The 25568-nt window shown below is 71.3% G+C and carries 21 protein-coding genes and 1 pseudogene; 10 read left to right on the top strand and 12 right to left on the bottom strand.

What is annotated here, in order from left to right; all coding sequences use genetic code 11:
• Positions 1 to 15 precede the first annotated feature (15 nt).
• A pseudogene (locus ACXVUM_RS18270) lies at positions 16 to 402 on the top strand (M24 family metallopeptidase); the annotation flags it as partial.
• A gap of 32 nt (positions 403 to 434) precedes the next feature.
• Here ACXVUM_RS18270 and ACXVUM_RS18265 read toward each other — a convergent pair.
• Genes ACXVUM_RS18265 through ACXVUM_RS18250 form a run of 4 tightly spaced genes read right to left on the bottom strand, consistent with a single transcriptional unit; the run spans position 435 to position 3743 of the window.
• Positions 435 to 1310, bottom strand: coding sequence for an amino acid ABC transporter permease (locus tag ACXVUM_RS18265; RefSeq protein WP_458523329.1), 876 nt, complete (start codon positions 1308 to 1310; stop codon positions 435 to 437).
• Entirely contained in the window at positions 1307 to 1990 is a 684-nt protein-coding gene (locus tag ACXVUM_RS18260; RefSeq protein WP_458523328.1) for an amino acid ABC transporter permease, read from the bottom strand. The genes ACXVUM_RS18265 and ACXVUM_RS18260 overlap by 4 nt, the downstream gene beginning before the upstream one ends.
• Positions 1987 to 3015 (bottom strand): glutamate ABC transporter substrate-binding protein, encoded by a 1029-nt coding sequence (locus ACXVUM_RS18255; RefSeq protein ID WP_458523327.1) that lies wholly within the window; start codon positions 3013 to 3015, stop codon positions 1987 to 1989. Before ACXVUM_RS18255 ends, ACXVUM_RS18260 begins: the two co-directional genes overlap by 4 nt.
• A complete protein-coding gene (locus ACXVUM_RS18250) occupies positions 3015 to 3743 on the bottom strand; it encodes an amino acid ABC transporter ATP-binding protein (RefSeq protein WP_458523561.1) in 729 nt (242 codons plus the stop codon). Before ACXVUM_RS18250 ends, ACXVUM_RS18255 begins: the two co-directional genes overlap by 1 nt.
• 226 nt (positions 3744 to 3969) lie before the next feature.
• Here ACXVUM_RS18250 and miaB point away from each other — a divergent pair, with 226 nt between their 5' ends.
• Both miaB and ACXVUM_RS18240 read left to right on the top strand, forming a co-directional pair.
• Positions 3970 to 5523 (top strand): tRNA (N6-isopentenyl adenosine(37)-C2)-methylthiotransferase MiaB, encoded by a 1554-nt coding sequence (gene miaB / locus ACXVUM_RS18245; RefSeq protein WP_458523326.1) that lies wholly within the window; start codon positions 3970 to 3972, stop codon positions 5521 to 5523.
• Positions 5520 to 6176, top strand: coding sequence for an Rv2732c family membrane protein (locus ACXVUM_RS18240; protein ID WP_458523325.1), 657 nt, complete (start codon positions 5520 to 5522; stop codon positions 6174 to 6176). Before miaB ends, ACXVUM_RS18240 begins: the two co-directional genes overlap by 4 nt.
• 4 nt (positions 6177 to 6180) lie before the next feature.
• On the opposite strand, the gene ACXVUM_RS18235 is transcribed toward ACXVUM_RS18240, so the two are convergent.
• Entirely contained in the window at positions 6181 to 7695 is a 1515-nt protein-coding gene (locus ACXVUM_RS18235; RefSeq protein ID WP_458523324.1) for a DUF349 domain-containing protein, read from the bottom strand.
• A 204-nt stretch (positions 7696 to 7899) separates the two neighbouring features.
• Between ACXVUM_RS18235 and ACXVUM_RS18230 the strand changes: the two genes are divergently transcribed.
• From ACXVUM_RS18230 to hflX, 4 genes are read left to right on the top strand one after another with little or no spacing between them, the layout of a single operon-like run.
• Positions 7900 to 8679, top strand: coding sequence for a hypothetical protein (locus tag ACXVUM_RS18230; protein ID WP_458523323.1), 780 nt, complete (start codon positions 7900 to 7902; stop codon positions 8677 to 8679).
• Positions 8672 to 9580, top strand: coding sequence for a tRNA (adenosine(37)-N6)-dimethylallyltransferase MiaA (gene miaA / locus ACXVUM_RS18225; protein ID WP_458523322.1), 909 nt, complete (start codon positions 8672 to 8674; stop codon positions 9578 to 9580). The genes ACXVUM_RS18230 and miaA overlap by 8 nt, the downstream gene beginning before the upstream one ends.
• A 26-nt stretch (positions 9581 to 9606) precedes the next feature.
• Positions 9607 to 10530, top strand: a complete 924-nt coding sequence (dapF, locus tag ACXVUM_RS18220; RefSeq protein WP_458523321.1) for a diaminopimelate epimerase — start codon at positions 9607 to 9609, stop codon at positions 10528 to 10530.
• 8 nt (positions 10531 to 10538) lie between these two features.
• Positions 10539 to 12128, top strand: a complete 1590-nt coding sequence (gene hflX / locus ACXVUM_RS18215) for a GTPase HflX (RefSeq protein ID WP_458523320.1) — start codon at positions 10539 to 10541, stop codon at positions 12126 to 12128.
• Positions 12129 to 12216: 88 nt separating this feature from the next.
• Here hflX and ACXVUM_RS18210 read toward each other — a convergent pair whose 3' ends face one another.
• From ACXVUM_RS18210 to ACXVUM_RS18195, 4 genes are all read right to left on the bottom strand, one after another.
• Positions 12217 to 12477, bottom strand: a complete 261-nt coding sequence (locus ACXVUM_RS18210) for an HPr family phosphocarrier protein (protein ID WP_458523319.1) — start codon at positions 12475 to 12477, stop codon at positions 12217 to 12219.
• A gap of 76 nt (positions 12478 to 12553) precedes the next feature.
• Positions 12554 to 14674 carry a PTS fructose transporter subunit IIABC gene (locus ACXVUM_RS18205; RefSeq protein WP_458523318.1) on the bottom strand — a complete coding sequence of 707 codons (2121 nt, stop codon included), beginning with the start codon at positions 14672 to 14674 and terminating at the stop codon, positions 12554 to 12556.
• A gap of 92 nt (positions 14675 to 14766) precedes the next feature.
• Positions 14767 to 15738, bottom strand: coding sequence for a 1-phosphofructokinase family hexose kinase (locus ACXVUM_RS18200; protein ID WP_458523317.1), 972 nt, complete (start codon positions 15736 to 15738; stop codon positions 14767 to 14769).
• On the bottom strand, positions 15735 to 16502 hold the full coding sequence (locus ACXVUM_RS18195; RefSeq protein ID WP_458523560.1) for a DeoR/GlpR family DNA-binding transcription regulator: 768 nt from the start codon (positions 16500 to 16502) through the stop codon (positions 15735 to 15737). The genes ACXVUM_RS18200 and ACXVUM_RS18195 overlap by 4 nt, the downstream gene beginning before the upstream one ends.
• Positions 16503 to 16712: 210 nt before the next feature.
• Between ACXVUM_RS18195 and ACXVUM_RS18190 the strand changes: the two genes are divergently transcribed.
• The gene (locus tag ACXVUM_RS18190) at positions 16713 to 18416 is read left to right on the top strand and encodes a putative PEP-binding protein (protein ID WP_458523316.1); all 1704 of its coding nucleotides are present in this window, start codon (positions 16713 to 16715) and stop codon (positions 18414 to 18416) included.
• 8 nt (positions 18417 to 18424) lie between these two features.
• Here the strand turns inward: ACXVUM_RS18190 and ACXVUM_RS18185 are convergent, their stop codons facing one another.
• Together ACXVUM_RS18185 and lexA are read right to left on the bottom strand one after the other, a co-directional pair.
• Positions 18425 to 19315 carry an SDR family NAD(P)-dependent oxidoreductase gene (locus ACXVUM_RS18185; RefSeq protein ID WP_458523315.1) on the bottom strand — a complete coding sequence of 297 codons (891 nt, stop codon included), beginning with the start codon at positions 19313 to 19315 and terminating at the stop codon, positions 18425 to 18427.
• A gap of 71 nt (positions 19316 to 19386) precedes the next feature.
• A complete protein-coding gene (lexA, locus tag ACXVUM_RS18180) occupies positions 19387 to 20091 on the bottom strand; it encodes a transcriptional repressor LexA (protein WP_458523559.1) in 705 nt (234 codons plus the stop codon).
• Between the two features lie 173 nt (positions 20092 to 20264).
• On the opposite strand from lexA, the gene ACXVUM_RS18175 reads away from it, so the two are divergent.
• Positions 20265 to 20810: a LysM peptidoglycan-binding domain-containing protein gene (locus ACXVUM_RS18175; protein WP_458523314.1), complete on the top strand. Its 546-nt coding sequence runs from the start codon at positions 20265 to 20267 to the stop codon at positions 20808 to 20810.
• 204 nt (positions 20811 to 21014) lie between these two features.
• Positions 21015 to 21509 carry a transcriptional regulator NrdR gene (gene nrdR / locus ACXVUM_RS18170; RefSeq protein WP_458523558.1) on the top strand — a complete coding sequence of 165 codons (495 nt, stop codon included), beginning with the start codon at positions 21015 to 21017 and terminating at the stop codon, positions 21507 to 21509.
• Here nrdR and hrpA read toward each other — a convergent pair.
• Positions 21480 to 25514 (bottom strand): ATP-dependent RNA helicase HrpA, encoded by a 4035-nt coding sequence (hrpA, locus tag ACXVUM_RS18165; RefSeq protein ID WP_458523313.1) that lies wholly within the window; start codon positions 25512 to 25514, stop codon positions 21480 to 21482. The two genes, nrdR and hrpA, sit on opposite strands and share 30 nt — an antisense overlap.
• Positions 25515 to 25568 lie beyond the last annotated feature (54 nt).

Here is a 25568-nt window from a genome sequence, read left to right as displayed (position 1 = left end):
AGCCCTTCCATGCCTCGCGGCGGGCGATCCTGCTACTGGGACTACGCACACTCGTTCGGGCGCAGGCCGTTTCGCACCGTGATCTGTCTGTCGCCGGACGACGCGGTGCTGCACGGTCGCCCACGCGACCAGATCCTCCGAGACGGTGACGTGCTCACCCTGGACGCGGGCGGCCATGGGCTCGGACGCACCATGCACGAGGGTCCGCACGTCTCGAACCGGGGCCGCGCAGGGAAGGGCCTGCGCCTGCGTCCCGGGATGACCCTGGCCCTTGAACCGTGGTGGTCGCGGGGTGGACCCGACCTCGTCGTCGATGCCGACGGGCGGACGCTGCGCGCTGCCGACGGATCGATGACCGCGCACAGCGAACACACCATCGCGGTCACCGACGACGGGACCCCGCGTGCTGACCGAACGCGCCGCCTGACTCCTTCTCAGGCGCCCGCCGTGCCCACCTGCGACCGGGTCTCGTCCGCGGGAACCGCTGTCTCCTTGCGCCGTCCGGTCCGGATGCGGCGCTCGACCGTCGTGGCCAACTGCGACAGCCCCGAGTTGATGATGATCATGACCACCGCGACGACCACGAGAGCCGGCAGGTAGTTGCCGTAGAACGACGCCGACTGGATACCGGACCGCACCACCTCGATGTAGCCGATCGCATACCCGAGCGCACTGTCCTTCAGGGCGATGACCATCTGCGAGATGAGCGCGGGCAGCATCGCTGTCACCGCCTGCGGCAACAGGATCAGCCGCATCACCTGACCCGGTCGCAGGCCCAACGCCTGTGCCGCCTCCGACTGGCCCGAGGGCAGCGACTGGATGCCCGACCGGATGATCTCGGCGATGACCGACCCGTTGTAGAGGGTCAGACCCGTGACCACGGCCGCGAACGACAGCTGCAGCGACGGGAACACCGCGTACTTCGCGTACAGGTAGTAGGTGAAGATCATCAGGATCAGCACCGGGATGGCGCGGAAGGTCTCGACCAGGATGCCGGACACGACGCGGACCCACCGATGTTCGGAGAGTCGCCCCACACCGAGAACACCGCCGAGGACGAGTGCGAGCACGATGGACAGCGCCGCTGCCTTCAACGTTCCCCAGAGCCCCGGCAGCAGGTACGTCGTCCATGTCGTCGCGGTGATGAACGGCTTCCACTTCTGCGCGGTCAGCTGATCGTTCCCCGCGAGGGTGAGGATGACGAACACCGCGAGCGCGACGAGGACGAGTCCGAAGACCACCGCGATGATCGCGTTGCGCCGCCGCGCCTTCGGGCCGGGGGAGTCGTAGAGAACTGTCGCGCCGCTCATCGTCGCACCGCCAGTCGTCGTGCCATCCAGCCGAACACGTAGCCCTCCGCGAGCGTGATGATCATGAAGCCGATCGCGATGATCGCGAAGATCGCGACGATCTGGTCGGCGTGGTTCTCGATCTGCTCCTTCATGAGCAGCGACGCCTCGGCGACACCGATCGCCGAGGCGATCGTGGTGTTCTTCGTCAGGGCGATGAGCACGCTACCCATCGGCCCGATGACCGATCGGGCGGCCTGGGGGAGCACGACGAGTCCGAAGACGCGACTGAACCCCAGGCCGAGTGACCGCGCGGCCTCGGCCTGCCCGAGGGGGACGGTGTTGAACCCGGAACGCAGCGTCTCGCACACGAAAGTCGAGGTGTAGAGCACGAACCCGAGCACCGCGAGCCAGAAGTTGTTGTTCTCGACGAAGTTCTCGTTCTCCGGCGCGAGGGTGAGTCCCAGGTTCTGGTACAGCCCGATCGAGCAGAAGATGACGATCAACGTCAGCGGCGTGTTGCGGACGATGGTCACGTACCCGGTCCCGAAGGCCCGCATCACCGGAACCGGTGACACCCGGAACGCCGCGAGCACGGTGCCCCACACGAGTGACCCGATCGCCGCGAAGAACGTGAGCTTCAGCGTCGTCCAGTACGCGGGCCACAGCTGCGGACCCATGTCCGACCACAACTCGTTCACGACATACCCGCCGGGCACGGGGTCGACGTGGAGTCGAGGAAGGACAGGTCGCCGGGCTTCGGCATGAAGGTGAACGGCGAGTCCGGGGCCTGCGCCCGGTCCATCAGCTTGTCCACCTCGGTGTCACCGATCGACGATCGCAGCGCCCGTTCCCACGGGGAGCTCCCCGATCCGTCGGGGGTGAGCATCTCCACCAGGGCCTTGTTCACCGCCTCCACCGCCGCGGGGTAGTTCTTCGCCATCCCGATGCCGTAGCGCTCGGTGGAGAACGGTGTGCCCGCCTTGCGGAGGACCTTCTTGCCCGACGACGTCACGCAGGCGTTCTTCGGATAGGTCATGTCGACGACCCGGAAATCTCCCTTGTAGATGTCGAAATCGGCGAAGCCCGCCAGGATGACCTCGTCGGTCGTGAGCGCGTCGACCTTGCCCTGCCGCAACGCCTCGACGCATCCGGAGTAGGAGTCGTACTCCTGCAACTGGACTCGGGGCAGCTGCGCCTTCACGTTCTGGGCCGGCGTCGATCCCGTCACCGAACAGAGCTTCTTGCCCTTGTCGAGGTCGGTGAGCGTCTGGATCCCGGTGTCGTCGCGGCGTACCAGGAGTCCCTGGTAGTTCACGAGATACGGACCGGCGAACGCGACCCGCTTCGAGCGGGAGGCGTTGATCGAGTAGGTCGCGGCGATCATGTCGACCTCACCGTTCTCGATGAGCGTCTCGCGCTGGGCCGACGGTGTCTCGCGCCAGGTGATCTTCGGTCGGTCGACGCCCAGTTGGCGGGAGACGGCGTCGACGACGTAGCGGGACACGAGGGTGTCGAAACCGGTGAAGTCCCTGTCGGGTTCACGCAGACCCAGTCCCGGCTGGTCGTACTTCGTGCCGAGGATCACCGATCCGTCGCGGACCGATGCGAGCAGGTCGCGGGGATTGCTGTTGCCGCAGGCGGCGAGACCTGCAGCAGACAGCGCGCACACGACGAACACCAGCGCGGCCGCGCGTGCCCGGGGGAGTCGGGGGGTCGGCCGCATCAGTGGCCCAGGATCTTGCCGAGGAAGTCCTTCGCCCGGTCCGACGACGGCGCGGAGAAGAAGCTCTCGGGGTCGGTGTCCTCGACGATCGCCCCGTCGGCCATGAACACCACCCGGTCCGCGGCCCGGCGGGCGAAGCCCATCTCGTGGGTCACCACCACCATCGTCATGCCCTCCCGGGCGAGCGACACCATGACGTCGAGCACCTCGTTGACCATCTCCGGGTCGAGGGCGGAGGTCGGCTCGTCGAAGAGCATCACCTTCGGCTCCATCGCCAACGACCGCGCGATCGCGACGCGTTGCTGCTGCCCGCCGGACAGCTGCGCCGGGTACTTGTCCTTCTGCTCCGAGATGCCGACACGCTCGAGCAGCTTCTCGGCGTGCTCGCGTGCCTCGGCCTTGCCCTTCTTGCGCACCTTGGTCGGCGCCAGGGTCACGTTGTCCAGGATCGTCTTGTGCGCGAACAGGTTGAACGACTGGAAGACCATGCCGACGTCCGTGCGCAACCGTGCGAGTTCCTTGCCCTCCGAGGGCAGGAGCGTCCCGTCGACCCGGATCTCGCCGGAGTCGATCGGCTCGAGCCTGTTGATGGTGCGGCACAGCGTCGACTTTCCCGAGCCCGACGGACCGAGCACCACGACGACCTGGCCCCGTGGGATCTCGAGGTCGATCGAGTCGAGGACGTGCAGGTCACCGAAGTACTTCTCGACCCCCCGGAGGGAGATCATCGGTGGTGCCTGCCCGGTCTCCGGTGTCGCCGGGCCGGTCTGCGAAACGGTCATGGATTGCCAACCTCGTGGTTCGACGGTGCTCTCCCGCGGCGGGGTGTGCCGTTGGGTAATGGGGACTTTACTGTCGAGGCGGCCCGTCCGTCGGACTTCGCCGCGGCGGGCGGGGCCGGGTGAGCGGGCGCGACTGGGGTGTCGCGGCGCGGCGGACGTACCCTGGTCGGCGATGAACGCCCCGGTCACACACCCCCCGAGCCCCGCGCCGGCCGGCCCGCGCCGCTACCAGGTGCGGACCTACGGCTGCCAGATGAACGTCCACGATTCCGAGCGCATCCGCGGCGTGTTGGAGGAGGCGGGGTACGAGCGCGCCACCTCCGAGGACGACGCGGACCTCGTCGTGTTCAACACCTGCGCGGTCCGGGAGAACGCGGACAACAAGCTGTACGGGAACCTGTCGCATCTGGCGCCGGTCAAGGCGGACCGGCCCGGGATGCAGATCGCGGTCGGCGGGTGCCTGGCACAGAAGGACCGGTCGACCGTGGTCGACAAGGCGCCATGGGTCGACGTCGTGTTCGGTACCCACAACCTCGGGTCGCTGCCGGCCCTGCTCGACCGCGCGCGACACAACGACGCGGCGCAGGTCGAGATCGAGGAGTCGCTGACGGCGTTCCCGTCGACCCTCCCCGCGCGCCGGGAGTCGGCCTACGCGGGATGGGTGTCGATCTCCGTCGGGTGCAACAACACCTGCACCTTCTGCATCGTGCCGTCGCTGCGCGGCAAGGAGGTCGATCGCCGCCCCGGCGACGTCCTGGCCGAGGTGGAGGCGCTCGTCGAGCAGGGTGTGCTCGAGGTGACGCTGCTCGGGCAGAACGTCAACGCCTACGGCATGTCCTTCGCCGACCCGGAGACCCCGCGAGACCGGTCCGCCTTCGCCGACCTGTTGCGGACGGTCGGGTCGGTCGACGGTCTCGAACGTCTGCGGTTCACCTCGCCGCATCCGGCGGAGTTCTCCTCCGACGTCATCGCCGCGATGGCCGAGACCCCCACGGTCTGCCCGCAACTGCACATGCCCCTGCAGTCGGGTTCGGACCGCGTACTGCGTGCGATGCGCCGCAGCTATCGGCGTGACCGCTTCCTGCGCATCCTCGACGAGGTGCGGGAGGCGATGCCGCACGCGGCGATCACCACCGACATCATCGTCGGCTTCCCCGGGGAGACCGACGAGGACTTCGCGGCCACCCTCGACCTCGTCGCCCGCGCCCGGTTCAGCTCGGCGTTCACCTTCCAGTACTCGCCGCGCCCCGGGACCCCGGCCGCCGATCTTCCCGACCAGGTGCCCGCCGACGTCGTGCGGGAGCGGTACCTGCGTCTGACCACCCTCCAGGACGAGATCTGCCTGCAGGAGAACCGTCGACTGGTGGGGACACCGGTCGAGCTCCTCGTCGTCGCCGAGACCGGCCGGAAGGGGGCGACGACGGGCCGCCGCACCGGCCGCGCCCGCGACGGACGTCTCGTCCACTTCCTCGCCGACGACCGCGGGATCCGCGCCGGCGACGTCGTTCAGACCGTCGTCACCGAGGCCGCACCCCACCACCTCGTCGCCGACGGCGCGGTGACCTCGCACCGACGCACCCGCGCCGGTGACGCCTGGGAGGCGGGTCGCACCCCTGCGACACCGCCGATCGGCGTGGGCCTGGGGATGCCGGTCGTCGGCGCCCCAGTCGTGACGGAGGCCGCGGTCCCCGCGGCGTCTGCGTGTTCGGAAGGATGTTCCTCATGAGCGACGGTCAGCACGGCACCGGATCGGGTGCCCCGGCAGGACTCGAGCAGCTCGAGGGTGATCTGCGTCGAGCGGAACGGCGCATCGCCGGCGAGATCGACCCGGGCATGCGTGCTGTCGTGGTGGCCACGGCGGTACTCGTCGCGATGGTCTCGATGGTCCTGCCGCACACGGGTGCGGCCAACGGCATCGACGTCCTGACGTTCTCGGCGCATGCGCATGACGAACGCGTCACCATCACCTCCCGTGTGTTCGTGTACCTGCTGGTGATCTTCGGCATCGGCTTCTCGATGCTCGCCCTGGTGACCCGTCGGTGGGCGGTCGCGTTCATCGCTCTCTGCGGCAGCGCCGTCGGATGCGTCGCGGGGATGTTGGCGTGGTGGTCGCGGAACACCCCCGGCGTGAGCGGTGCGACACCCCCGCACGGTGTCGGTGCCGGTCTGGTGCTGGGGTGGCTCGCCCTGATCGTGATCGTCTTCCACTGGTCCCGGGTGGTGTGGGCGCGCACGTCCTATCACCTCGCGTTGGAGGCGCAGCGTCGCGAGGAGGCAGCAGCCGCCGAGGAACGTGCACGGTCGTTGCAGAGGTCGGCGGGGTCCACCGATCATCCCGCCGGGTCCGATCGCGACCCGGGCGAGGGTTCGAGCTCCTAGACGCTCAGCGGTCGCCGACGGCGTTGTCCGCCGCTGTGGCCCATTCACGCCACTGCTGGGCCTGCGCCCGCAGGTCGGCGGCGTCCTTGTCTTTGCCTCGGGCCGCGGCCTTCTCGGCCTGCTCCTCGAGTTGCGCGACCCGGGACCGGAACTGCTCGGCGCGCGCCGCGACCTCCGGGTCCGTGCGCTGCCAGTGGGTGTCCTCGGCGTCGCGTACACGCTTCTCGATCGCACGGATGCCGCGCTCGAGGGGTTGCATGCGGTCGCGCGGCACCTTGCCGATCGCGTCCCACCGCTCGCGGATGTCACGGAACGCCTTGCGAGCGGTCTCCAGGTCGGCGGATGGGTCGACGGTCTTCTCGGCCTCGTCGAGCAGGGCCTGCTTGGCGTCGGCGTTCGCGGCGAACTCCTCGTCCCGCTCGGACTGCGCGGCGTTGCGTGCGGCGAAGAAGACGTCCTGGGCCGCCTTGAAGCGCTCCCACAGGGCGTCATCGGAGTCGCGGGGTGCGCGACCGGCGGCCTTCCAGTCCGCGAGCAGGTCGCGGAAGCGGCCGGCGGTCGGACCCCAGTCCGTCGACGACGACAACGACTCCGCCTCGACGATGATCTCCTCCTTGCGCGCACGTGCGCCCGCGCGCTCCCGGTCCAGTTCGGCGAAATGCGCGCCGCGGCGACGGTTGAACGCGTCGCGGGCCTTGGCGTACCGGCGCCACAGGACGTCGTCGGATTTGCGGTCGACGCCTTTGATGGTCTTCCACTCGTCGAGGATCGCGCGGAGACGGTCGCCCGCGTGCTTCCACTGTGTGCTCTCGGCTCCGATGGTCTCGGCCTCGGCGCAGAGTTCCTCTTTACGGGCGATCGCCGCCGCCCGCGCGGACTCCCGTGCACGGGTGCGCTCGACGGCGACCCCGTCCGCGCCGTCGATGACAGTGGTGAGCCGGGTACGGAGGGCGGCGACGTCGCCGATCACCGCGGCGTCGTCGAGGGTGTCCCGCAGCGCGAGCGCCGACGCCTTCGTCTTGCGGGGGTCGCCGGTTCCCGCGGTCAGACGCTCCTCGAGGAGTTCGATCTCGGTGGCCAGGTCGTCGAAGCGACGCCCGTAGTGGGCGAGCCCCTCGGCCGGGGTCCCCGCCTGCCAGGATCCGATGACGCGTTCCGCGCCGCCCTCGATCAACCAGACGGTGCCGTCGTCGTCGACGCGGCCGAAGGCCGACGGATCCGACGCCGGGCGCACATGCGACGGCTCCGGATGCGCCCCGACGGTCGGGCGAGGACCGGTCGACGGTCGAGGACCCGGCCGGGGGCCGGGGCGCGGTCCGGGCTTCGGCGCCGAGGACGGGGTCGAGGCGGGCGCCACGGGCGCGGACGTCTCGGGGGCTGAGGTCTCCGGGGCTGACGTCGCGGGGACGGGGGTCTCCGAGGGTGTGACCACCGACCCTGCGACGGCGACGTGCTCGGTGGTGTCGCTGTCGACTGGTCCGGTCTCCTGGGGGGCCACGCGGGCCGGGTCCTCGCTCATCGTCTGATCCCTCGTCCTGCCGCGCGTCACGGCTGCCGTCCTCGTGCCGCGCGCCGCGCGGCGAGCCCGCGCAGGGGCGCGGTGCAGACCATTCAAACAGGTGCCGTCCGATTTCGTGCGCACTCCTCGCCCCGGGGCCCGACAGCTCGGGGCGGGGGTGTGACCGCCCTCGGGTGGAGTCGGTGATCGGTAGCGTGTGCAGGCGTGCTCGTTGCCGTCGCGATCGTTCCCGGGTCGCCGTCGCTCGTCCCCGCGCTCACCGGTCCGGCCGTACCGGAGCTCACCGACCTCCGCGCCGCAGCGCGGGACGCGGTGATGCGACTGGCCGCGGCGGCGCCCACCCGGTGGATCGCATTGTCTGCCGCCGACGCCCACGACCCCATCGGTGTCGGCGAGACGGGTTTCCGTCGCGGCGATCTGCCGGTCGACGGGACGTACGCCGGTTTCGGCGTGGACGAGCGCGTCCGACTGGTGCCGGGCGAGGCGCCCGCGAATGCCGACGACTCGATGCCGACGACGATGCTCGCGGCGGCGTGGCTGCGTACGCGCCACGCGCCGGCGGCCACCGCGGATCCGGTACTCCTCGACGCCGCGATCACCGGCCCCCGGTTGGCGGCGGCCGCCGACGCGGTCACAGCGATGGTCGACCGGACAGAGCCGGTCGGGCTGCTCGTGGTCGCCGACGGGTCGACCGGCCTGACCTCGAAGGCGCCCGCCGGCCTCGTCGACGGAGCGGAGATCGTTCAGGGCCGTCTCGACGCGGCGATCGCCGCGGCCGACCTCGACGCCGTCGACGCGCTCGACCCCGCCGAGTGCACCCGTGTGCACCTCGACGGTCGAGCCGTCGTCCAGGTCGCCGCCCGAGTCTGGCGGGCCGGCGTCGTCACGGCCCCGGTGGGTGAATCCCTCTGGACCGGTGCGCCGTTCGGCGTCGGTGGGCACGTCGCGTGGTGGCGTCGGGATGCGGACGTCACCGATGGCTGAGCGGCCGGTGGCGATCGTCGGGCCGACGGGCACGGGCAAGTCCGACCTCGCGCTCGACCTCGCCGAGCGGTGGGACGGTGAGATCGTGAACATCGACGCGATGCAGCAGTACCGCGGGATGGACGTCGGCACGGCCAAGGTGCCGCCGCGGGAGCGTCGCGGCATACCGCACCACCAGCTCGACGTCCTCGACGTCACCGAGGTGGCGACCGTCGCCCGGTATCAGTCGGCTGCCGGAGCCGATGTCGAGGACATCCTCGCGCGCGGCCGTCGACCCGTCATCGTGGGCGGGTCGATGATGTACGTCCAGTCCCTGCTGGACGACTGGTCCTTCCCGGCCACCGACGACGCGGTGCGAACGCGGCTGGAATCGGAGCTCTCGCAGGTCGGCGTCGCCGCGATGCACGAGCGGCTGCGCGAGGCCGACCCGGACGCGGCGGGGTCGATCCTGCCGACCGACGCGCGGCGCGTCGTCCGTGCCCTCGAGGTCGTGGAACTCACCGGCCGCCCGTTCGCCGCGTCGGCGCCGACCATCGGCGAACCGCGCTGGTCGACACTCGTCGTCGCCCTCGACCGCGACACCGCCGAGCTCGACGACCGGTTGCGGACCCGCACCGAGACGATGTTCGCCGACGGTCTCCTCGCCGAGGTCACGGGCCTCGTCGAGCACGGTCTGCGAACCGGGAGGACGGCGTCCCGCGCGATCGGGTACGCCCAGGCACTCGCAGTGCTGGACGGCACGACCGATCTCCCCGCGGCGATCGAGTCGACGTTCGTCGGCACCCGCAGGTACGTGCGGCGTCAACGGTCGTGGTTCCGGCGCGACCCGCGGCTGCACTGGTTCGACGCGGGACGCCCGGATCTCCTCGAGGCCGTCGCGGCCCTGCTCGACCAGGGATGACCGCGCCACGCGTCTACCCTGAGGGGATGGCCGACGTCGACACCGCGCTCCCGTTCGTCAAGGGACACGGGACCGAGAACGACTTCGTGCTGCTCCCGGACCACCACGCACGGCTCTCGCTCACCCCGGACCTCGTCGCCGCGCTCTGCGACCGCCGTGCCGGTGTCGGCGGCGACGGCCTGCTGCGGGTCGCCCGCACCGACGCCCTCTGCATCGCCGGTGTCCTCGACGAGATCCCCGCCGATGTCGCGACCACGGACTGGTTCATGGACTACCGCAACGCCGACGGTTCGGTGGCCGAGATGTGTGGCAACGGGGTCCGGGTGTTCGCCCACCACCTCGTCGCCGCCGGGCTCGTCGACGGACCCGAGTTCACCGTCGGCAGCCGCGCCGGCGGGCGGCGTGTCCATGTGCACACCGCCGACGACATCGATGCCGACGTCACCGTCGAGATGGGCCCCGTCCGTCTCGGTCCGGCCGGCAGCGCGACCCTGGGCCGACACCTCGACGGTGTGGCCGTCGACGTCGGCAACCCGCATCTGGCCTGCGTCGTCGACGACCTGACACCGACAGGCCTCGCCGCGCTCGATTTCTCGGCCGGAGCCGTCGTCGACGCCGACGCGTTCCCCCACGGTGTCAACATCGAGGTGCTCACACCCGTCCGCGACGGCGCGGTCCACATGCGTGTGCTCGAACGCGGGGTGGGTGAGACGCGCAGCTGCGGCACGGGGACGGTCGCGGCGGCGGCCGCCGCACTGCTCGCCGCGAACGGGAAGCCTCAGGGCACCCTCGACGTTCACATACCCGGCGGGACCGTCACCGTGACCGTCTCCGACGACGGCGCGACCCTGCGGGGACCGTCACGACTCGTCGCCGTCGGCACCACCACGATGCCCTCGACGCGGTCGTCCGCCCGAGAAAACGGGATGCACACCGCACCGGCGGTGTGAGATCACTGATGGCGGCACCCGAGCACGACCCCGCTCCCGACCACGACCCCGCCCCAGATCACGACCCCGCCCCAGATCACGACCCCGGTCGCCCTTCCGACAAGGAGAGAACCTTCTTCACCGAACACACCTCCGACGTGGCCGTCGCCGACGCCACCGCCGACAGCCGAGATCAGCTCGACACCGCCGACGCCTCGAAAAGTTTCCTGCCGCGGCGTTCGCCGACCACCGGTGAACTGCAGCTCGACGAGCGGTCGTCGCTGCAGCGCGTACCCGGCCTGTCCACCGAGCTCACCGACATCACCGAGGTCGAGTACCGCCAGCTGCGGCTCGAGCGGGTCGTCCTCGTCGGGGTCTGGACCGAGGGCTCGCAGCAGGCCGTCGCGGGCCGGATGGCCGAGCTCGCAGCCCTGGCCGAGACGGCCGGATCCGAGGTCCTCGACGGCGTCGTCCAGCGACGCGACCGCCCCGACCCCGCCACCTACATCGGGTCGGGCAAGGCCCACGAACTCCGCGAGGTGGTTCTCGCCACCGGCGCGGACACCGTCGTCTGTGACGGTGAGCTGACCCCTGCCCAGCTGACCGCCCTCGAGAAGGTGGTCAAGGTGAAGGTCATCGACCGCACCGCCCTGATCCTCGACATCTTCGCCCAGCACGCCACGTCCCGGGAGGGCAAGGCGCAGGTCGCGCTCGCCCAGATGGAGTACATGCTCCCGCGTCTGCGCGGATGGGGTGAGTCGATGTCGCGGCAGGCCGGTGGCCGGGCCGGCAGCAACGGCGGCGTGGGTCTGCGTGGTCCCGGTGAGACGAAGATCGAGACCGACCGCCGTCGCATCCGCGAGCGGATGGCCAAGTTGCGGCGCGAGATCCGCGGTATGAAGACCGCCCGGACGGTCAGCCGCACACGTCGGCGTACGTCGGTGATCCCGACCATCACGATCGCCGGCTACACCAACGCCGGGAAGTCGAGTCTCATCAACGCGATGACCGGGTCCGGCGTCCTGGTCCAGGACGCGCTGTTCGCCACGCTCGACCCGACGACCCGACGGGCCACCCTCGACGACGGGCGCGAGGTGACGTTCACCGACACGGTCGGATTCGTGCGACATCTCCCGACGCAGCTCATCGAGGCGTTCCGATCGACCCTGGAGGAGGTCGTCGACGCCGACCTCGTCCTGCACGTCGTGGACGCGTCGGATCCCATGCCGATGGACCAGATCTCCACCGTGCGTCGGGTCATCGCCGACGTCGTCGCCGAGGAGGATGCCACGGCGCCGCCGGAGATCCTCGTGATCAACAAGATCGACCGCGCCGATCCGCTCGTCCTCGCGGCGTTGCGCGGGGAGTTCCCCGACGCGGTGTTCGTCTCCGCGGTCACCGGAGAGGGTCTCGACGAGCTGTTCACCCGGGTGCGGGACGTGGCCGGGCGCGACGACGTCGACATGACGATCCTCGTGCCGTACTCCCGCGGAGACGTGGTGTCGCGCATCCACGCCCACGGCGACGTCCTCGAGACCGAACATGTCGCCGACGGCACACGGCTGCACGTCCGTGTCCCGTCCGCGATCGCGGGCGAACTGACGGACATGGCTGTCTGATACGCCGACGACACGGCCCCCGATGCGTACGCATCGGGGGCCGTGTCGTCCGTGGGGGTCCTGTCGAGACGCCCCACGGCGGGGTCGGTCACTCGGCGTCGAGGTCCTTCGCGACGAGATCGGCGATCGAGTCGAGCGTGGGCTGATCGTCGGCCGTGACGACGATCTGGGTGCCCTTCTCGGCGCCGAGCGTCATGATCATCAGCGCCGAGCCGGCGTCGACCGGCTCGCCGCCCTCGACGGCGAGGGTCACGGCCGACCCGGCGGAGGCGACGGCCTCGGCGATGATGGTCGCGGGGCGGGCGTGCAGACCGACGGCGGAGCCGACGGCGACGGTGGTGCTGGGCATGGATGGTGTCCCTTCTGGGTCGGTGGTGACGGTGTGATCGGTGCCGGGTTTCGCCGTGACGGCGATCGGGTCGGGCTCAGGCTGCCACGGGCGCGCCCGCGGTGGCGGGAGCCACGACCTCGGTCTTCGAGGTGCGTGCCCGCATCTCCTTGAGCGCGACGACGACCGCTGCGGCCACGACGGTGCCCGCGGCGAGCGCGATGAGGAATCCGAGGACGTTGCTCATCGCGAAGAACACGAAGATGCCGCCGTGCGGGGCCCGGAGGCCGACGTCGAACGCCATCGTGAGCGCGCCGGTGACCGCGCCACCGGCCATCATCGAGGGGATGACCCGCAGGGGATCGGCCGCCGCGAACGGGATGGCGCCCTCGGAGATGAACGACGCACCCAGAAGCCATGCGGCCTTGCCGTTCTCACGCTCGGGCTCGGTGAAGAGCCGCGGACGCACCAGCGTCGCCAGCGCCATCGCCAGCGGCGGGACCATACCCGCCGCCATCACCGTCGCCATGATGCGCAGGTCCGGGGCTGCGCCGACGGCGAGTCCCTGGACCGCGAACGCGTAGGCCGCCTTGTTGACCGGGCCGCCGAGGTCGAAGCACATCATGAGGCCGAGGATGATGCCCAGGATGATCACCGAGCTGCCGGACATGTTCGACAGCGCGTCCTGCAGTTCGCGGGTGACCCACGCCAGCGGACGACCGAGCACCATGAACATCAGTGCGCCGGTGATCAGGGTGGCCAGCAGCGGGATGATCACGACCGGCATGAGGCCACGGGCCCACTGCGGCAGCGGGATCCGGCCGATGTACAGCGCCACGAAGCCGGCGATGAGGCCGCCGACGAGACCGCCGATGAAGCCGGCGCCGACCGTTGCGGCGATGTAGCCCGCGGTGAAACCCGGTGCCAGACCGGGACGATCGGCGATCGCGAAGGCGATGTACCCGGCCAGCGCGGGCACGAGGAAGAAGAACGCCAGAGAGCCGATCTCGAAGAACACACCACCGAGGTACTGGGCGAATCCACCCGAGGGCAGGTTGGTGAGGCTGTTGCTCAGCGCGATCGTCGCACCGAGGGGATCGGTGGCGCCGTTGGGCTTGAGGGCCATCTCGTAGCCGCCGAGCAGGAAGCCCAGGGCGATGAGGAGACCGCCGGCGGCGACGAACGGGATCATGTAGCTCACGCCGGTGAGCAGGATCTGCCGCAGGCGGACACCCCAGCTCAGCTCGCCGGTCGACGCCGCGGCCGCGCCGCCGGCGGCTGCCGCCGTGCCGGCGACGCGCGCGGCGGACGGGTTGCCGGCCGCGGCGACCGCGTCGGCGATCATGCCGTCGGGGTCGTTGATCGCGCGCTTCGTGCCCGACTCGACCACGGGCTTGCCGGCGAAACGCTCCCGACCCTTGACGCCCACGTCGGTGGCGAAGATGACGGCGTCGGCCGCCGCGATCACGGCCGGGTCGGCGGGGGTGGACTTCGACGAGCCCTGGGTCTCGACGACGAAGTCGACACCGGCGCGCTCGGCGGCATAGGTCAGCGAGTCCGCGGCCATGTAGGTGTGCGCGATCCCGGTGGGGCAGGCGGTGATCGCGACGATGGAGGTGCGACGCCCGGCGGCCGCGGTGTCCGTCGGTCCGCTCGCCGTGGGCGCGGTCGCCGTGACGGCGGGCGCCTCGGTGGTGGCGGGAGTCGTGGTCGACGGCCTCGGGGCGACGACGTCGCCGACCAGGTCGACGACGGTCGCCGCGTCGGGCGCCGACCGCAGCGACTCGACGAAGTCGGGCCGGACCAGTGCGCGGGCGAGCGAGCTGAGCAGCTTCATGTGCTCGGACCCGCCGGATGCGGGGGCGGCGATGAGGAACACGATGTCCGCCGGGCCGTCGGAGGCGCCGAAGTCGACCTTCGGGGCGAGACGGGCGAAGGCGAGGCTCGCACGGGTGACACCGTCGGTGCGGCAGTGCGGGATCGCGATCCCGCCGGGGAGTCCGGTCGGGGACTGCGCCTCGCGGGCGAGCGCGGCCTCGACGAGTCCCTCGGCAGCGGTGGCGCGGCCGGTCGCGACCAGCAGTCCGGCGAGGTGGGTGATGACCGCGGTCGTGTCGGTTCCGGCGTCGACGTCGAGGGCGACGGTGGCCGGCTCGATGATCGCGTCCGACCCGGGGTCGGAGCCCGGGGTCACCGGGCCGGGATGGATGGTGGACATGGCGCTCTCTTCTGTTCGCTGGGCTGATGATCGGTGATTCGTGTCGTGCGGTTGCCGTGTGTGCGCCGCCGGTGGTTGGCGGGGTCTGCGTGTCAGACGAATGGTGTGGACACCTCGCTCACCCGCACCGCATGCGGTGCGAGATCCCCGGGGGTCGGCGGCTGGGTACCGGGCAGGGCGGCCGCGGCGGAACCGTGGGCGACCGCCGAGCGGAGCGCGTCCGCCGGACCGGCGCCTGCGAGCGAGGCGAGGAGGTAGCCGGCGAGCGTCGCATCGCCCGCGCCGACGGTGCTGACCGGGACGATCGGCGGGGGAGACGCCTGCCAGGCGCCCTCGGTCGTCACCAGCAGCGCGCCGGCCGCGCCGAGCGTGGCCAGCACCGCACACCCGGCGGACCCGACCACCGACCGCGCCGCCTCCAGGGTGGGACCGAAATCGCCTGCGGCGGCCGCGGAGTCCAGACTGCCCGCGTCGTCGCCGGTGATCTCGCAGAGCTCCTCGGTGTTGGGCTTGATCAGGTCGACGGAGCCGTCGGCGAGCGCGGGCACGAGGGCCGCCAGCGGTGCGCCCGAGGTGTCCACGGCGACGCGGCTGCGGGTTGCGGACAGCGCGCCTGCGATCCGGCGGTACAGATCGGCGGGGACGCCGGGCGGCAGGGAACCGCACAGCGCGACCCACGCCGCGTCGGCGGCAGCGTCGAGGATGAGGGCGGTCAGAGCGTCGACCTGCGCCGCGTCGAGCGCGGAGCCGGGGAGGTTCAGCTTGGTCGTCGTGCCGTCGGGCTCGGTGACGGTGATGTTGGTGCGCACCTCGTCCGCGACGTCGACGGCGCGGTAGGGCAGACCGACGCCGTCGAGTGCGACCAGCAGCGGGTCCCCGACGGGTGCCGGGAGGATCGCGGTGGTCGGGACACCCGCGACCTGGGCGACGCGGGACACGTTGATCCCCTTGCCGCCCGGTTCGCTGCGGCTGCCGAGCGCGCGGGCGACCGCCCCGCGCTCGAGCGGACCGGGCAGCACCACGGTGCGGTCCAGGCTGGGATTGGCCGTGACGGTGACGATCATGCGATCACGACCTCGACACCCAGGGCGGACAGCCGAGCGGAGAACTCGGGGTCGATGCCGTCGTCGGTGATGAGTACGTCGATGGCGTGGATCGGGGCGAAGCTGCGGAGGTCCTCGCGACCGATCTTGGTGGAATCGGCGAGGACGACGACCCGCTGTGCGGCGGCGATCATCGCGGACTTGACCGCGGCCTCCTCGAGATCCGGCGTCGACAGTCCGTGGTCCTCGGTCAGTCCGTTCGTACCGATCATCGCGACGTCCACGCGGAGGCCGGCGAGCGTGGTGAGCGGGGCTGACCCGACCGCCGCCTGGGTGATCCCGCGAACCCGGCCGCCCAGGAAGTACAGGTCGGCCCCGGGGTGCTCGGCGACCGCCGACGCCACCGACAAGGAGTTGGTGAACACGGTGAGGTCGCGGTCGCGGGGGAGGCGGGTCGCGGCCTGGACGGTGGTGGTCCCCGCGTCGATGACGAGACTCCCTCCGTCGGAGGGGATGAAGCGGCACGCCGCCGCCCCGATGCGGAGCTTCTCGTCGGGTCGGGAGTCGGCGCGCTCGGCGACGTCGAGTTCGGTGAGCCGGATGGCGTCGACGGTCACCGCGCCACCGTGGACACGGCGCAGGGCGCCGGCTCGCTCGAGCGCGGCGAGGTCGCGGCGCACCGTCTCGCTGGTGACGGCGAACTCGCGTGCGAGCGCGGTCACCGACGCGCGGCCGTTGCTCGCCACCTGGTCGGCGATGGCCTGCTGTCGCTCCTCGGCGTACACCGTGGCTCCTGTCGTCATTGACACCCGTGTCGAGATCCGATGTGGATTTCTGTGGGTACTGCGTGTTGGTTCGCTTCTGTTTACGCTTGACTGTGTTGACAAGTCAAGCATTTCTTGTAATTTGAATCACAGCAACCGGCCGCTCAGGCCGGGGACACTGTCGACAACAGGCGTCCGCCCCAGCACGCCCGCCAGCCAGAGGTGAATCCCATGACCGCGTACAGCACCGCCACCACGTCCCCGGACGCCGACACCACGCTCGTGGGCACCCCCGTCGTCGCGGGCGTCGCGTACGCGCCGGTGATGTGGCCCGGTGCGCGACCGGAGTTGCCCGGACCGGGGACGCCGCCGGCCGACGTCGACGCCGAGTGCGCGCGTTTCGTCGCGGCCGCGGCCACTGTCGCCGACCGCCTGCGTGCCCGCGCGTCCGCGGCGACGGGGGTCGCCTCCGAGGTGCTGTCGGCGACTGCGGCGCTCGCCGAGGACCGGGGGTGGCTGGGTGCCGCGCAGCAGGCGATCCGTGCGGGTGAGCCCGCCCCGAACGCAGCGGTGGCGGCGACCGAGCAGTTCGCGGCCGTCTTCACCAAGCTCGGTGGGCTGATGGCCGAGCGGGTCACCGACCTGCACGACGTCCGGGACCGGGTGCTCGCGGAACTGGCGGGCGAGCCGGAGCCGGGTATCGCCCGCCCCGACCACCCCGTCGTCCTGTGTGCCGACGATCTCGCTCCCGCCGACACCTCCGGCCTCGATCCCGCGGTGGTGACGGCACTGGTCACACGGCTCGGCGGTCCCACCAGCCACACGGCGATCATCGCCCGGCAACTCGGGATCCCCTGCGTCGTGGCCGTGTCCGGCCTCGAGGGTGTCGCGGCGGGATCGACGGTCCTCGTCGACGGTGCGACCGGACGCATCACGGTCTCGCCCGACGACGCCACGGCGGCAGCGGCCGTCGAGGACTCCCGTCGTGTCGCCGCCGAGATCGCGCGGTGGAGCGGCCCCGGTCGAACCGCGGACGGCACCGAGGTCGCGATCCTCGCCAATGTCCAGGACGGCGCATCCGCGCGTTCGGCCACCGACCACCCGGTCACCGGCGTCGGCCTGTTCCGTACCGAACTCGCCTTCCTCGACCGCGCGTCGGAGCCCACCGTCGAGGAACAGACCGCGCTCTACGGCGAGGTCATCGATGCGTTCGCGACCGCGGCGGAGCCGGCGAAGATCGTCATCCGAACGCTGGACGCCGGGTCCGACAAGCCACTGGCGTTCGTCGACTCCGGCACGGAGGCCAACCCGGCGCTCGGGGTGCGGGGCCTACGGGTCGGTCGGCTGCACCCGGCCCTGCTCGACAACCAGCTCGACGCGATCGCCGAGGCCGCGCGTCGATCGGGCACGACACCCTGGGTGATGGCCCCCATGGTCGCCACCGCCGCCGAGGCACGCGCGTTCGCCGCGCAGGTCCGCGAGCGCGGTCTCGTCGCGGGCGTGATGATCGAGGTCCCGTCGGCGGCCCTGCTCGCCCCGGCGATCCTCGCCGAGGTCGACTTCGTGTCGATCGGTACGAACGACCTGACGCAGTACACGATGGCCGCGGACCGCATGTCCGCCGATCTGGCGACGCTGACCGACCCGTGGCAGCCCGCCGTGCTGACCCTCATCGACCGGGTGGCCGCCGCCGGCGCAGCGGTCGGCAAGCCGGTCGGGGTGTGCGGCGAGGCGGCCGCGGATCCGCTGCTCGCCTGCGTCCTCGTCGGGATGGGCGTCACGTCGCTGTCGAGTGCCCCGACGGCCGCGGCCGCGGTCGGTGCGGCTCTCGGGCGGGTGACACTGGAGACCTGCCGAGCAGCGGCCCGGGCCGTGCTGGCCACCGCCGATCCGGCCGACGCGCGCGCCGCGGCGACAACTGCGCTCGAGGGCTGACCCGCGACTCAGCGGTGAGACCGTACGCGCCCCGACCGGTTCTCGACCTGGGCCACCAGTGCGGACAACGTCGTGTCGCGCGCGAGCAGTGCGTCGGACACCGGGTTGACGACACCCCGCAGCGCCGAGACGCCGATCCACCGGCGCGGCACCTGGATCCGTGGCGCCCTGCTCTCGATGCCCGCGGCGACGGCGGTCGCCACGCGATCGGGATCGATCGGGCGCCGTAGCGGACCCGGGAACGCGCGGGCGACGAGATCTGTTGCCAGCGAGTCCTTCCCGAACGCCACATCGGCGATCGGCGTCCGAACCCACCCCGGATACAACACCCCGGCAGTGGCCCCGTGATGCCTCAGTTCGACGCGCAGGGCGCGTCCGATCTGCTCGACGGCTGCCTTCGTCGCGGCGTAGGGCGCGTTCACCATGCCGTTCAGGTAGGCGTAGGTCGAGGAGGTGACGAGCACGTGTCCACGCGCCTCGATCACCGCGGGGAGCGCCGCACGCACCGTGTTCCACACCCCGGTGAGGTTCACGGCGATCACCCGCTCGAACGTGCCGTCGGCGACGCTCGCCACGGTGTCGGCGGTGTCCCCGCTCGAGATGCCGGCGTTGGCGAATGCGACGTCGAGCCGACCCCATCGTGCGATCGCCGCGGCGACCGCCTCGTCCAGGTCGGACCGGACCGTGACGTCGCCGGAGCGGGAGACGACCCTGGAGTCGTCCATGCCTCGCGCGGCGTCCTGCACGGCCGTGAGCTCCAGGTCCACGAGGACCAGTCGGGCGCCGCGGTCGTACAGGGCCCGGGCGGTGGCGCGTCCGATGCCTCCCGCCGCACCGGTGACGAGCACGACTGCGCCGTCGAGGCTCAGCGGAGGTGTGCGGGCGGGGAGGGGCGCCATGTCGGTGTCCGATCTGCTGTGTGTCGACGGACCGGTCTCGGGCCCGCGCAGCATTCTGACATGCGGTCGGGTCAGATCCTCCGCATGACGGTCACGACCTTGCCCAGGATCACCGCGTCGTCACCGGGGATGGGGTCGAACTGCGGGTTGTGCGGCATCAGCCAGACGTGGCCGTCGGCGCGCTTGAAGGTCTTCACCGTCGCCTCGCCGTCGATCATGGCCGCGACGATCTCACCGTTGTCGGCGACGTTCTGCTGACGGACGACGACCCAGTCGCCGTCGCAGATGGCGGCCTCGATCATGGACTCACCGACCACGCGCAGCAGGAACAACGCTCCGTCGCCGACGAGTTCGCGGGGGAGGGGGAAGACGTCCTCGACGGCCTCCTCGGCCAGGATCGGCCCGCCGGCCGCGATCCGACCCAGGACGGGGACGAAGGTCGGCGTCGGCAACGGGGTGGCCCCGCTGTCGCCGCCGTCGCCGGGATCGTTCTCCTGGACGTTCACCGCCCGTGGGCGGTTGTGGTCCCGCTTGAGGAACCCCTTGCGTTCCAGGGTGCGCAGCTGGTGGGCGACCGACGAGGTCGAGGTCAGTCCGACGGCGTCGCCGATCTCACGGATGCTCGGCGGATACCCCCGCTCACGGACCGACTCACGGATGACGCGCAGCACCTCGAGCTGTCGCTCGGTCAGTGCGCTCTCGGCGGGGGCGGTCGTCTCGCCGGGGGTGATGGTCGTGTCGGACACGGTGTCCTCTCCTTCGCAGTGGCGGCGCATCACGGCGGTGTGCTCGTGTCGCGTCCGTGCATCTGTCCTGCTCGTAGCCCGACCGTAGTGCACCGGGTCACGACTTTCAAACATTTGTTCGACGGTGTGTCGACCCTGTCGGAGTGCCGTGGTAGAACTCGAACACACGTTCTTTCGAACGCCTGATCGAGAAGGAGATCGCGATGAGCCCGACCCTCATGGCCCCCGATGTCACCTCTGCCCGCGGGTCCGCCCGCGTCGCACCCGCCGGCCCCCGCACCGCCCGTCGGCACCCGGCGGATCCCCGGTCCCACCGCGGTGGTCGCGTCGCCGCCGTGGCACCGGCCGCACCGGCGGTCCGCCCGTCCACGGCGCGTCCGCACCGCCGGACCCCGGTCTCCGCGCGTCCGGTCGGCACCCCGTGCCGCGACGGGTCGGGCCGTGGCGGCACCGTCCGTCCCGCCCACGTCGGGTGGGGTGCCGCGCTCCTCGCCGGTCTCGCCCTCGCCGTGGCGGTGTGGGCCGTCGTGGTCGGCGGGTCGATGATCACCGCGGAGCACACGCCCGACGTGGTCGGCAGCAGCGTGGTCCACGTCCGCGGCGGCGAGTCGCTCAGCGCGCTGGCCGCACGCACCGTGCCGGATGCCCCGGTCTCGCAGGTCGTCGCCGACATCCGTGAGCTGAACCACCTGGGGGGATCGGCGCTCACGCCGGGACAACCGCTGCTCGCACCCCGCTACGCCCACTGACACCTCCGTCCCCCTCGGTCGGTGACGATGTACGCACTGCTCGGGTCGACGGTCGAGTGGCCTCTCCTGCTGCCCGACGCGGCCCCGACCACGTCGGCGTCCGCCCGGCCCCCGGTATCCTCGGCCGGTACGGATCATCCCGGTCCGCCCGGCACCGTGGCACCTGCTCACGCCGCCGGCCCGCCGACTTCCGAGGACGTCGCGATGCACTGCCCGTTCTGTCGCCACGAGGACACGCGTGTCGTGGACTCCCGTGTGGCCGACGAGGGTCAGGCCATCCGTCGGCGCCGCTCATGCTCCCAGTGCGGCCGCCGCTTCACCACCGTCGAGAGCGCCGTGCTCGCCGTGGTCAAGCGCAACGGGGTCACCGAGCCGTTCTCCCGGGAGAAGGTCATGCGCGGCGTGCGCCGCGCCTGCCAGGGACGCGCCGTCGACGAGGACCGTCTCGCACTCCTCGCACAACAGGTCGAGGACGCCGTGCGGGCGTCGGGCTCGGCCGAGATCCCCAGCAACGAGGTGGGACTGGCGATCCTCACACCTCTCCGCGAACTCGACGAGGTCGCCTACCTGCGCTTCGCCTCGGTCTACCGCTCCTTCGAGTCCGTCGAGGACTTCCAGCGCGAGATCGACGATCTGCGCGCGGCCGGCCACGTCGGTGCGAGCAGCGGCTCAGGCGGCCAGGGCGTCGATCGCCCGTAGGACCCGTTTCTCCGACACCGGGAACGCCGTCCCGATCCGCTCTGCGAACACACCCACGCGCAACTCCTCGACGAGCCAGTGCGCCTGCTCGTTCACCGCGTCCCGCCGTGTCGGTGAACACCGCGCGACTGTCACCGCCCAGTGGTCGACGACCCTCTCGACGATGTCGATGCCGCGATCGTCCTTCGCCGCCGACGCGGGGAGCCGTTGGAGGCGGACGACGACCGCGTCGAGGTATGCGCTCAGCCGCGGGCGGTGGTCGGCCGGCGTGTCGACGACGAACCCCGGGTGGACGAGCTCGGCAAGCTGCTCGCGGACGTCACGGGTCGCGCGGGTGTCGCCCAGGCGGGCGAGTTCGGCATGGATCGTCGGCAGACGCGTCATCGCATCCGCGGTGGAGGCGAGGATGGTGCGCGCGTCCCGGCCCGCGACGCCGGCGACCCGTGCGCGCAGGGCGGCGTAGGCATCCGGATCCCGGATGTCGTCGACGGATCCCGCCGCGTCGACGATGGCCGCGAGGGTGCAGTCGGCGAGCAGCGCGTCCAGCGTGGCGTAGGGACTCTGCGACAGGGCGAGGCGATGCGCCACCGGCAGATCCGTTGTCGCGGACTGCTTGAGCGGCGGGATGGACAGCTGGAGGAGGCGGAGTATCGCCCGACGGGTCGACGCGCGGGCCGCAGCGCGTGTCGTCTCGAGGACTGTCGTGACGCCACCGTCGACGACCCGCAGCGCCGGGTGACTGGTGACGGTCTGTCCCGCGACGACCTCGGTCACCTCGGGCGCGAGGACCCCGATCGTCTGCGCCGTCCAGGTGGATACGGTCGGCGCGGCCGGTGTGCGGGCGGTGGCGCCGGGCGTGCCGCCCGGGCGTCGTGGCGGGGTCGTCGTCTCGCGGAGCGCGGCGAGTGATGCGGCCTCGGTCAGGATGGCGCCGTCGTCGTCGACGGTGGCGAACCGCACCGCGAGGTGCGGTGGCAGCGCAGACGGGTCGAAGTCGTCCGCGGCGACGGGAACTCCGGTCAGGCGCGTGATCTCGCGCGCCAGTCCGGACGCGACCGGCTCGCTCCGCGGCGTCAGCGCCGCCATCGCCCTCGGGCCGACGTCTGCAGCGGGTCCGAGGCGCCGACGCACCGACTTCGGCAGGGTGCGGACCAGGGCGACCGCGAGGTCGTCGCGCAGTCCCGGTACCAGCCAGTCGAATCCGGCGGGGCGGATCCGGGGGAGCAGCTCTCGGGGGATCAGCACGGTGATGCCGTCGTGGGTGCTGCCGGGGGAGAACCGGTAGACCAGCCGCAACCGCGCCTCGCCCTGTTGCCAGACGTCGGGGAACTCCCCGGCCGACACCGCTGATGTGTCCGTGACGTCGTCACGGGTGAGGTCGAGCTGCGTCGGGTCGTCCCGGCGGGCGCGCTTCCACCAGGTGTCGAAGTGGGCCGCCGAGACGACCTCGGCCGGGATGCGTGCGTCGTAGAAGTCGTAGAGCTGGTCGTCACCGATCACGAGATCACCGCGCCGTGCGCGATCCTCGAGCTCGCGCGCCTCGTCGAGCAGATCGCGGTTGTGGGCGAAGAACTCGTGGCGGGTCCGCCAGTCGCCCTCGACGAGCGCCCGGCGGATGAACAGGTCACGAGAGGTCTCGGGATCGATCCGGCCGTAGGGGACCGCGCGGCGCGTCACGAGCGGTACCCCGTAGAGGGTGACACGCTCCCAGGCCATCGCCGATCCCCGTTTGGCAGACCAGTGCGGCTCGCTGTACTGCCGCTTCACGAGGTCCCCGGCCAGCCGCTCGGCCCATTCCGGTTCGATCCCCGCGACGGTGCGGGCGAACAACCGTGACGTCTCGACCACCTCACCGGCCATGACGAACCGGGGTGGCTTCTTCGCCAGTCCCGAGCCGGGGAAGACGACGAACTTCGTCCCCCGCGCGCCCAGGAACTCGCGGGTGTCACCCTCCCGTACCCCGATCTGCCCGAGCAGACCCGCCAACACCGACTGGTGCACGGCTGCCGGCGAGGGCTCGGCGTCGTGGTCACCGGACGGATGCGTCACCGTCCAGCCCTTCTCGGTGACGATGCGCTCGAGTTGCCCGACGAGGTCCCGCCACTCCCGGATCCGCAGCCAGTGCAGGAACTCCCTGGCGCACTGCCGTCGGAACTGATTGCCCGACAACTCCCGTCGTTGCTCCTCGAGGTGGCGCCACAGCGCGAGGATCGACAGGAAGTCCGATCCGGCCACGGTGAACCGCGCGTGCATCTCGTCGGCGGCCTGCCGGTGCTCCGCGGGGCGCTCACGCACGTCCGGCAACGACAGCGCCGCGACGATGACCAGCACCTCGTAGAGGACACCCTGCTCGTGTGCGGCGACGACCATCCGCGCCCATCGGGGTTCGATGGGCAGGCTCGCGATGTCGCGACCGACGGGGGTGAGGGTGCGGTCGTCGCCGCGCCCGCGCAGCGCGCCGAGCTCCTCGAGCAGCCCGACACCATCGCGGATGGCGCGGGTGTCAGGAGGATCGATGAAGGGGAACCGCGCCACGTCCCCCAGGTCGAGGTCGGCCATGGTGAGGATGACCGAGGCCAGGTTGGTACGCAGGATCTCCGGGTCGGTGAACGCCGGGCGCGCCTCGAAGTCGTCCTCGGAGTACAGCCGGATGCAGATGCCGTCGGCGACGCGGCCGCATCGACCGGAACGCTGTCGCGCCGACGCCTGCGAGACGGGTTCGACCGGGAGGCGTTGGACCTTGGTGCGGGTCGAGTACCGCGAGATGCGGGCGGTGCCGACGTCGACGACGTAGCGGATGCCGGGGACGGTCAACGATGTCTCGGCGACGTTGGTGGACAACACGATCCGCCGTCCCGAGCTACGCGAGAACACGCGGTTCTGTTCACCGGTCGACAGACGCGAGTAGAGGGGGAGCACCTCCTCGTCGGGATGGGATCGGCGCAGTGCGTCCGCGGTGTCACGGATCTCGCGCTCGGTGGCGAGGAAGACGAGGACGTCACCGGGGCCCTCGCGGCGCAGCTCACTCACCGCGGCCGTGATGCCCTGGATCTGGTCGAGATCGAGATGGTCGGGTCCGTCGCCGTTCGACCCGTCCCCGTCGGACTCGACCACGAGCGGGCGGTAGCGCACCTCGACGGGGAAGGTGCGCCCGGACACCGAGATCACCGGAACCGGGGCGTCGTCGGTGGCGAAGTGCTCGGCGAAACGGCCGGGATCGATCGTCGCGGAGGTGATGATGACCTTCAGGTCGGGTCGACGCGGCAGCAGTTGCTTGAGGTAGCCGAGGATGAAGTCGATGGTGAGGCTGCGTTCGTGCGCCTCGTCGACGATGATCGTGTCGTAGGCGCGGAGCAGCCGGTCCCGGGACAGTTCGGCGAGCAGGATGCCGTCGGTCATCACCTTCACGAGCGTGTCCGCAGTCGCGCGGTCGTCGAAACGTACCGCGTAGCCCACGGCCGCACCGAGTTCGGTACCGGTCTCCTCGGCGATGCGCGCAGCGACCGACCGTGCTGCGATGCGGCGTGGTTGGGTGTGGCCGATCGAGCCCCGCACACCCCGCCCGAGTTCGAGGCAGATCTTCGGCAACTGGGTCGTCTTCCCGGATCCGGTCTCGCCGGCGACGACCACCACCTGGTGCGCCGCGATGGCGTCCCGCAGTTCGTCGCGCGCCGCGGACACGGGCAGTTCCGGGGGGTACGTGATCGCCGGGACCAGGGAACGTCGTCGGGTCAGTCGCTCGACGGCGCGGTCGGCGTCACGCTGCAACCGGGCGCGGTCGTCGTCGGTGCGGGCGCGCCGGGCGCGGTGTCGGAGCCGATGGGCGTCGACGATCGTCACGTCGTCGTCGGCGACGGGGACGGGGACGATCGTCACGTCGTCGTCGGCGACGGGGAGGGGTACGGCGTCGGGGTCGGGTCGGCCCGGGGCCGCATCGCGGTCACCCCGGGGTCGACCACGGCCGCGTCGCGAACGGCGCGCCGGACGTGCGGACTGCTCGGGCATGGTCTCCTCAGGATATTCGCCCCCGGTCGATGGCCTCCGCCCCGGCGGGCATGA

The sequence above is a fragment of the Williamsia sp. SKLECPSW1 genome (assembly GCF_054332755.1).
The sequence above is the reverse complement of the archived record's forward strand: the minus strand, read 5'-3'. Positions and strand labels throughout refer to the sequence as shown.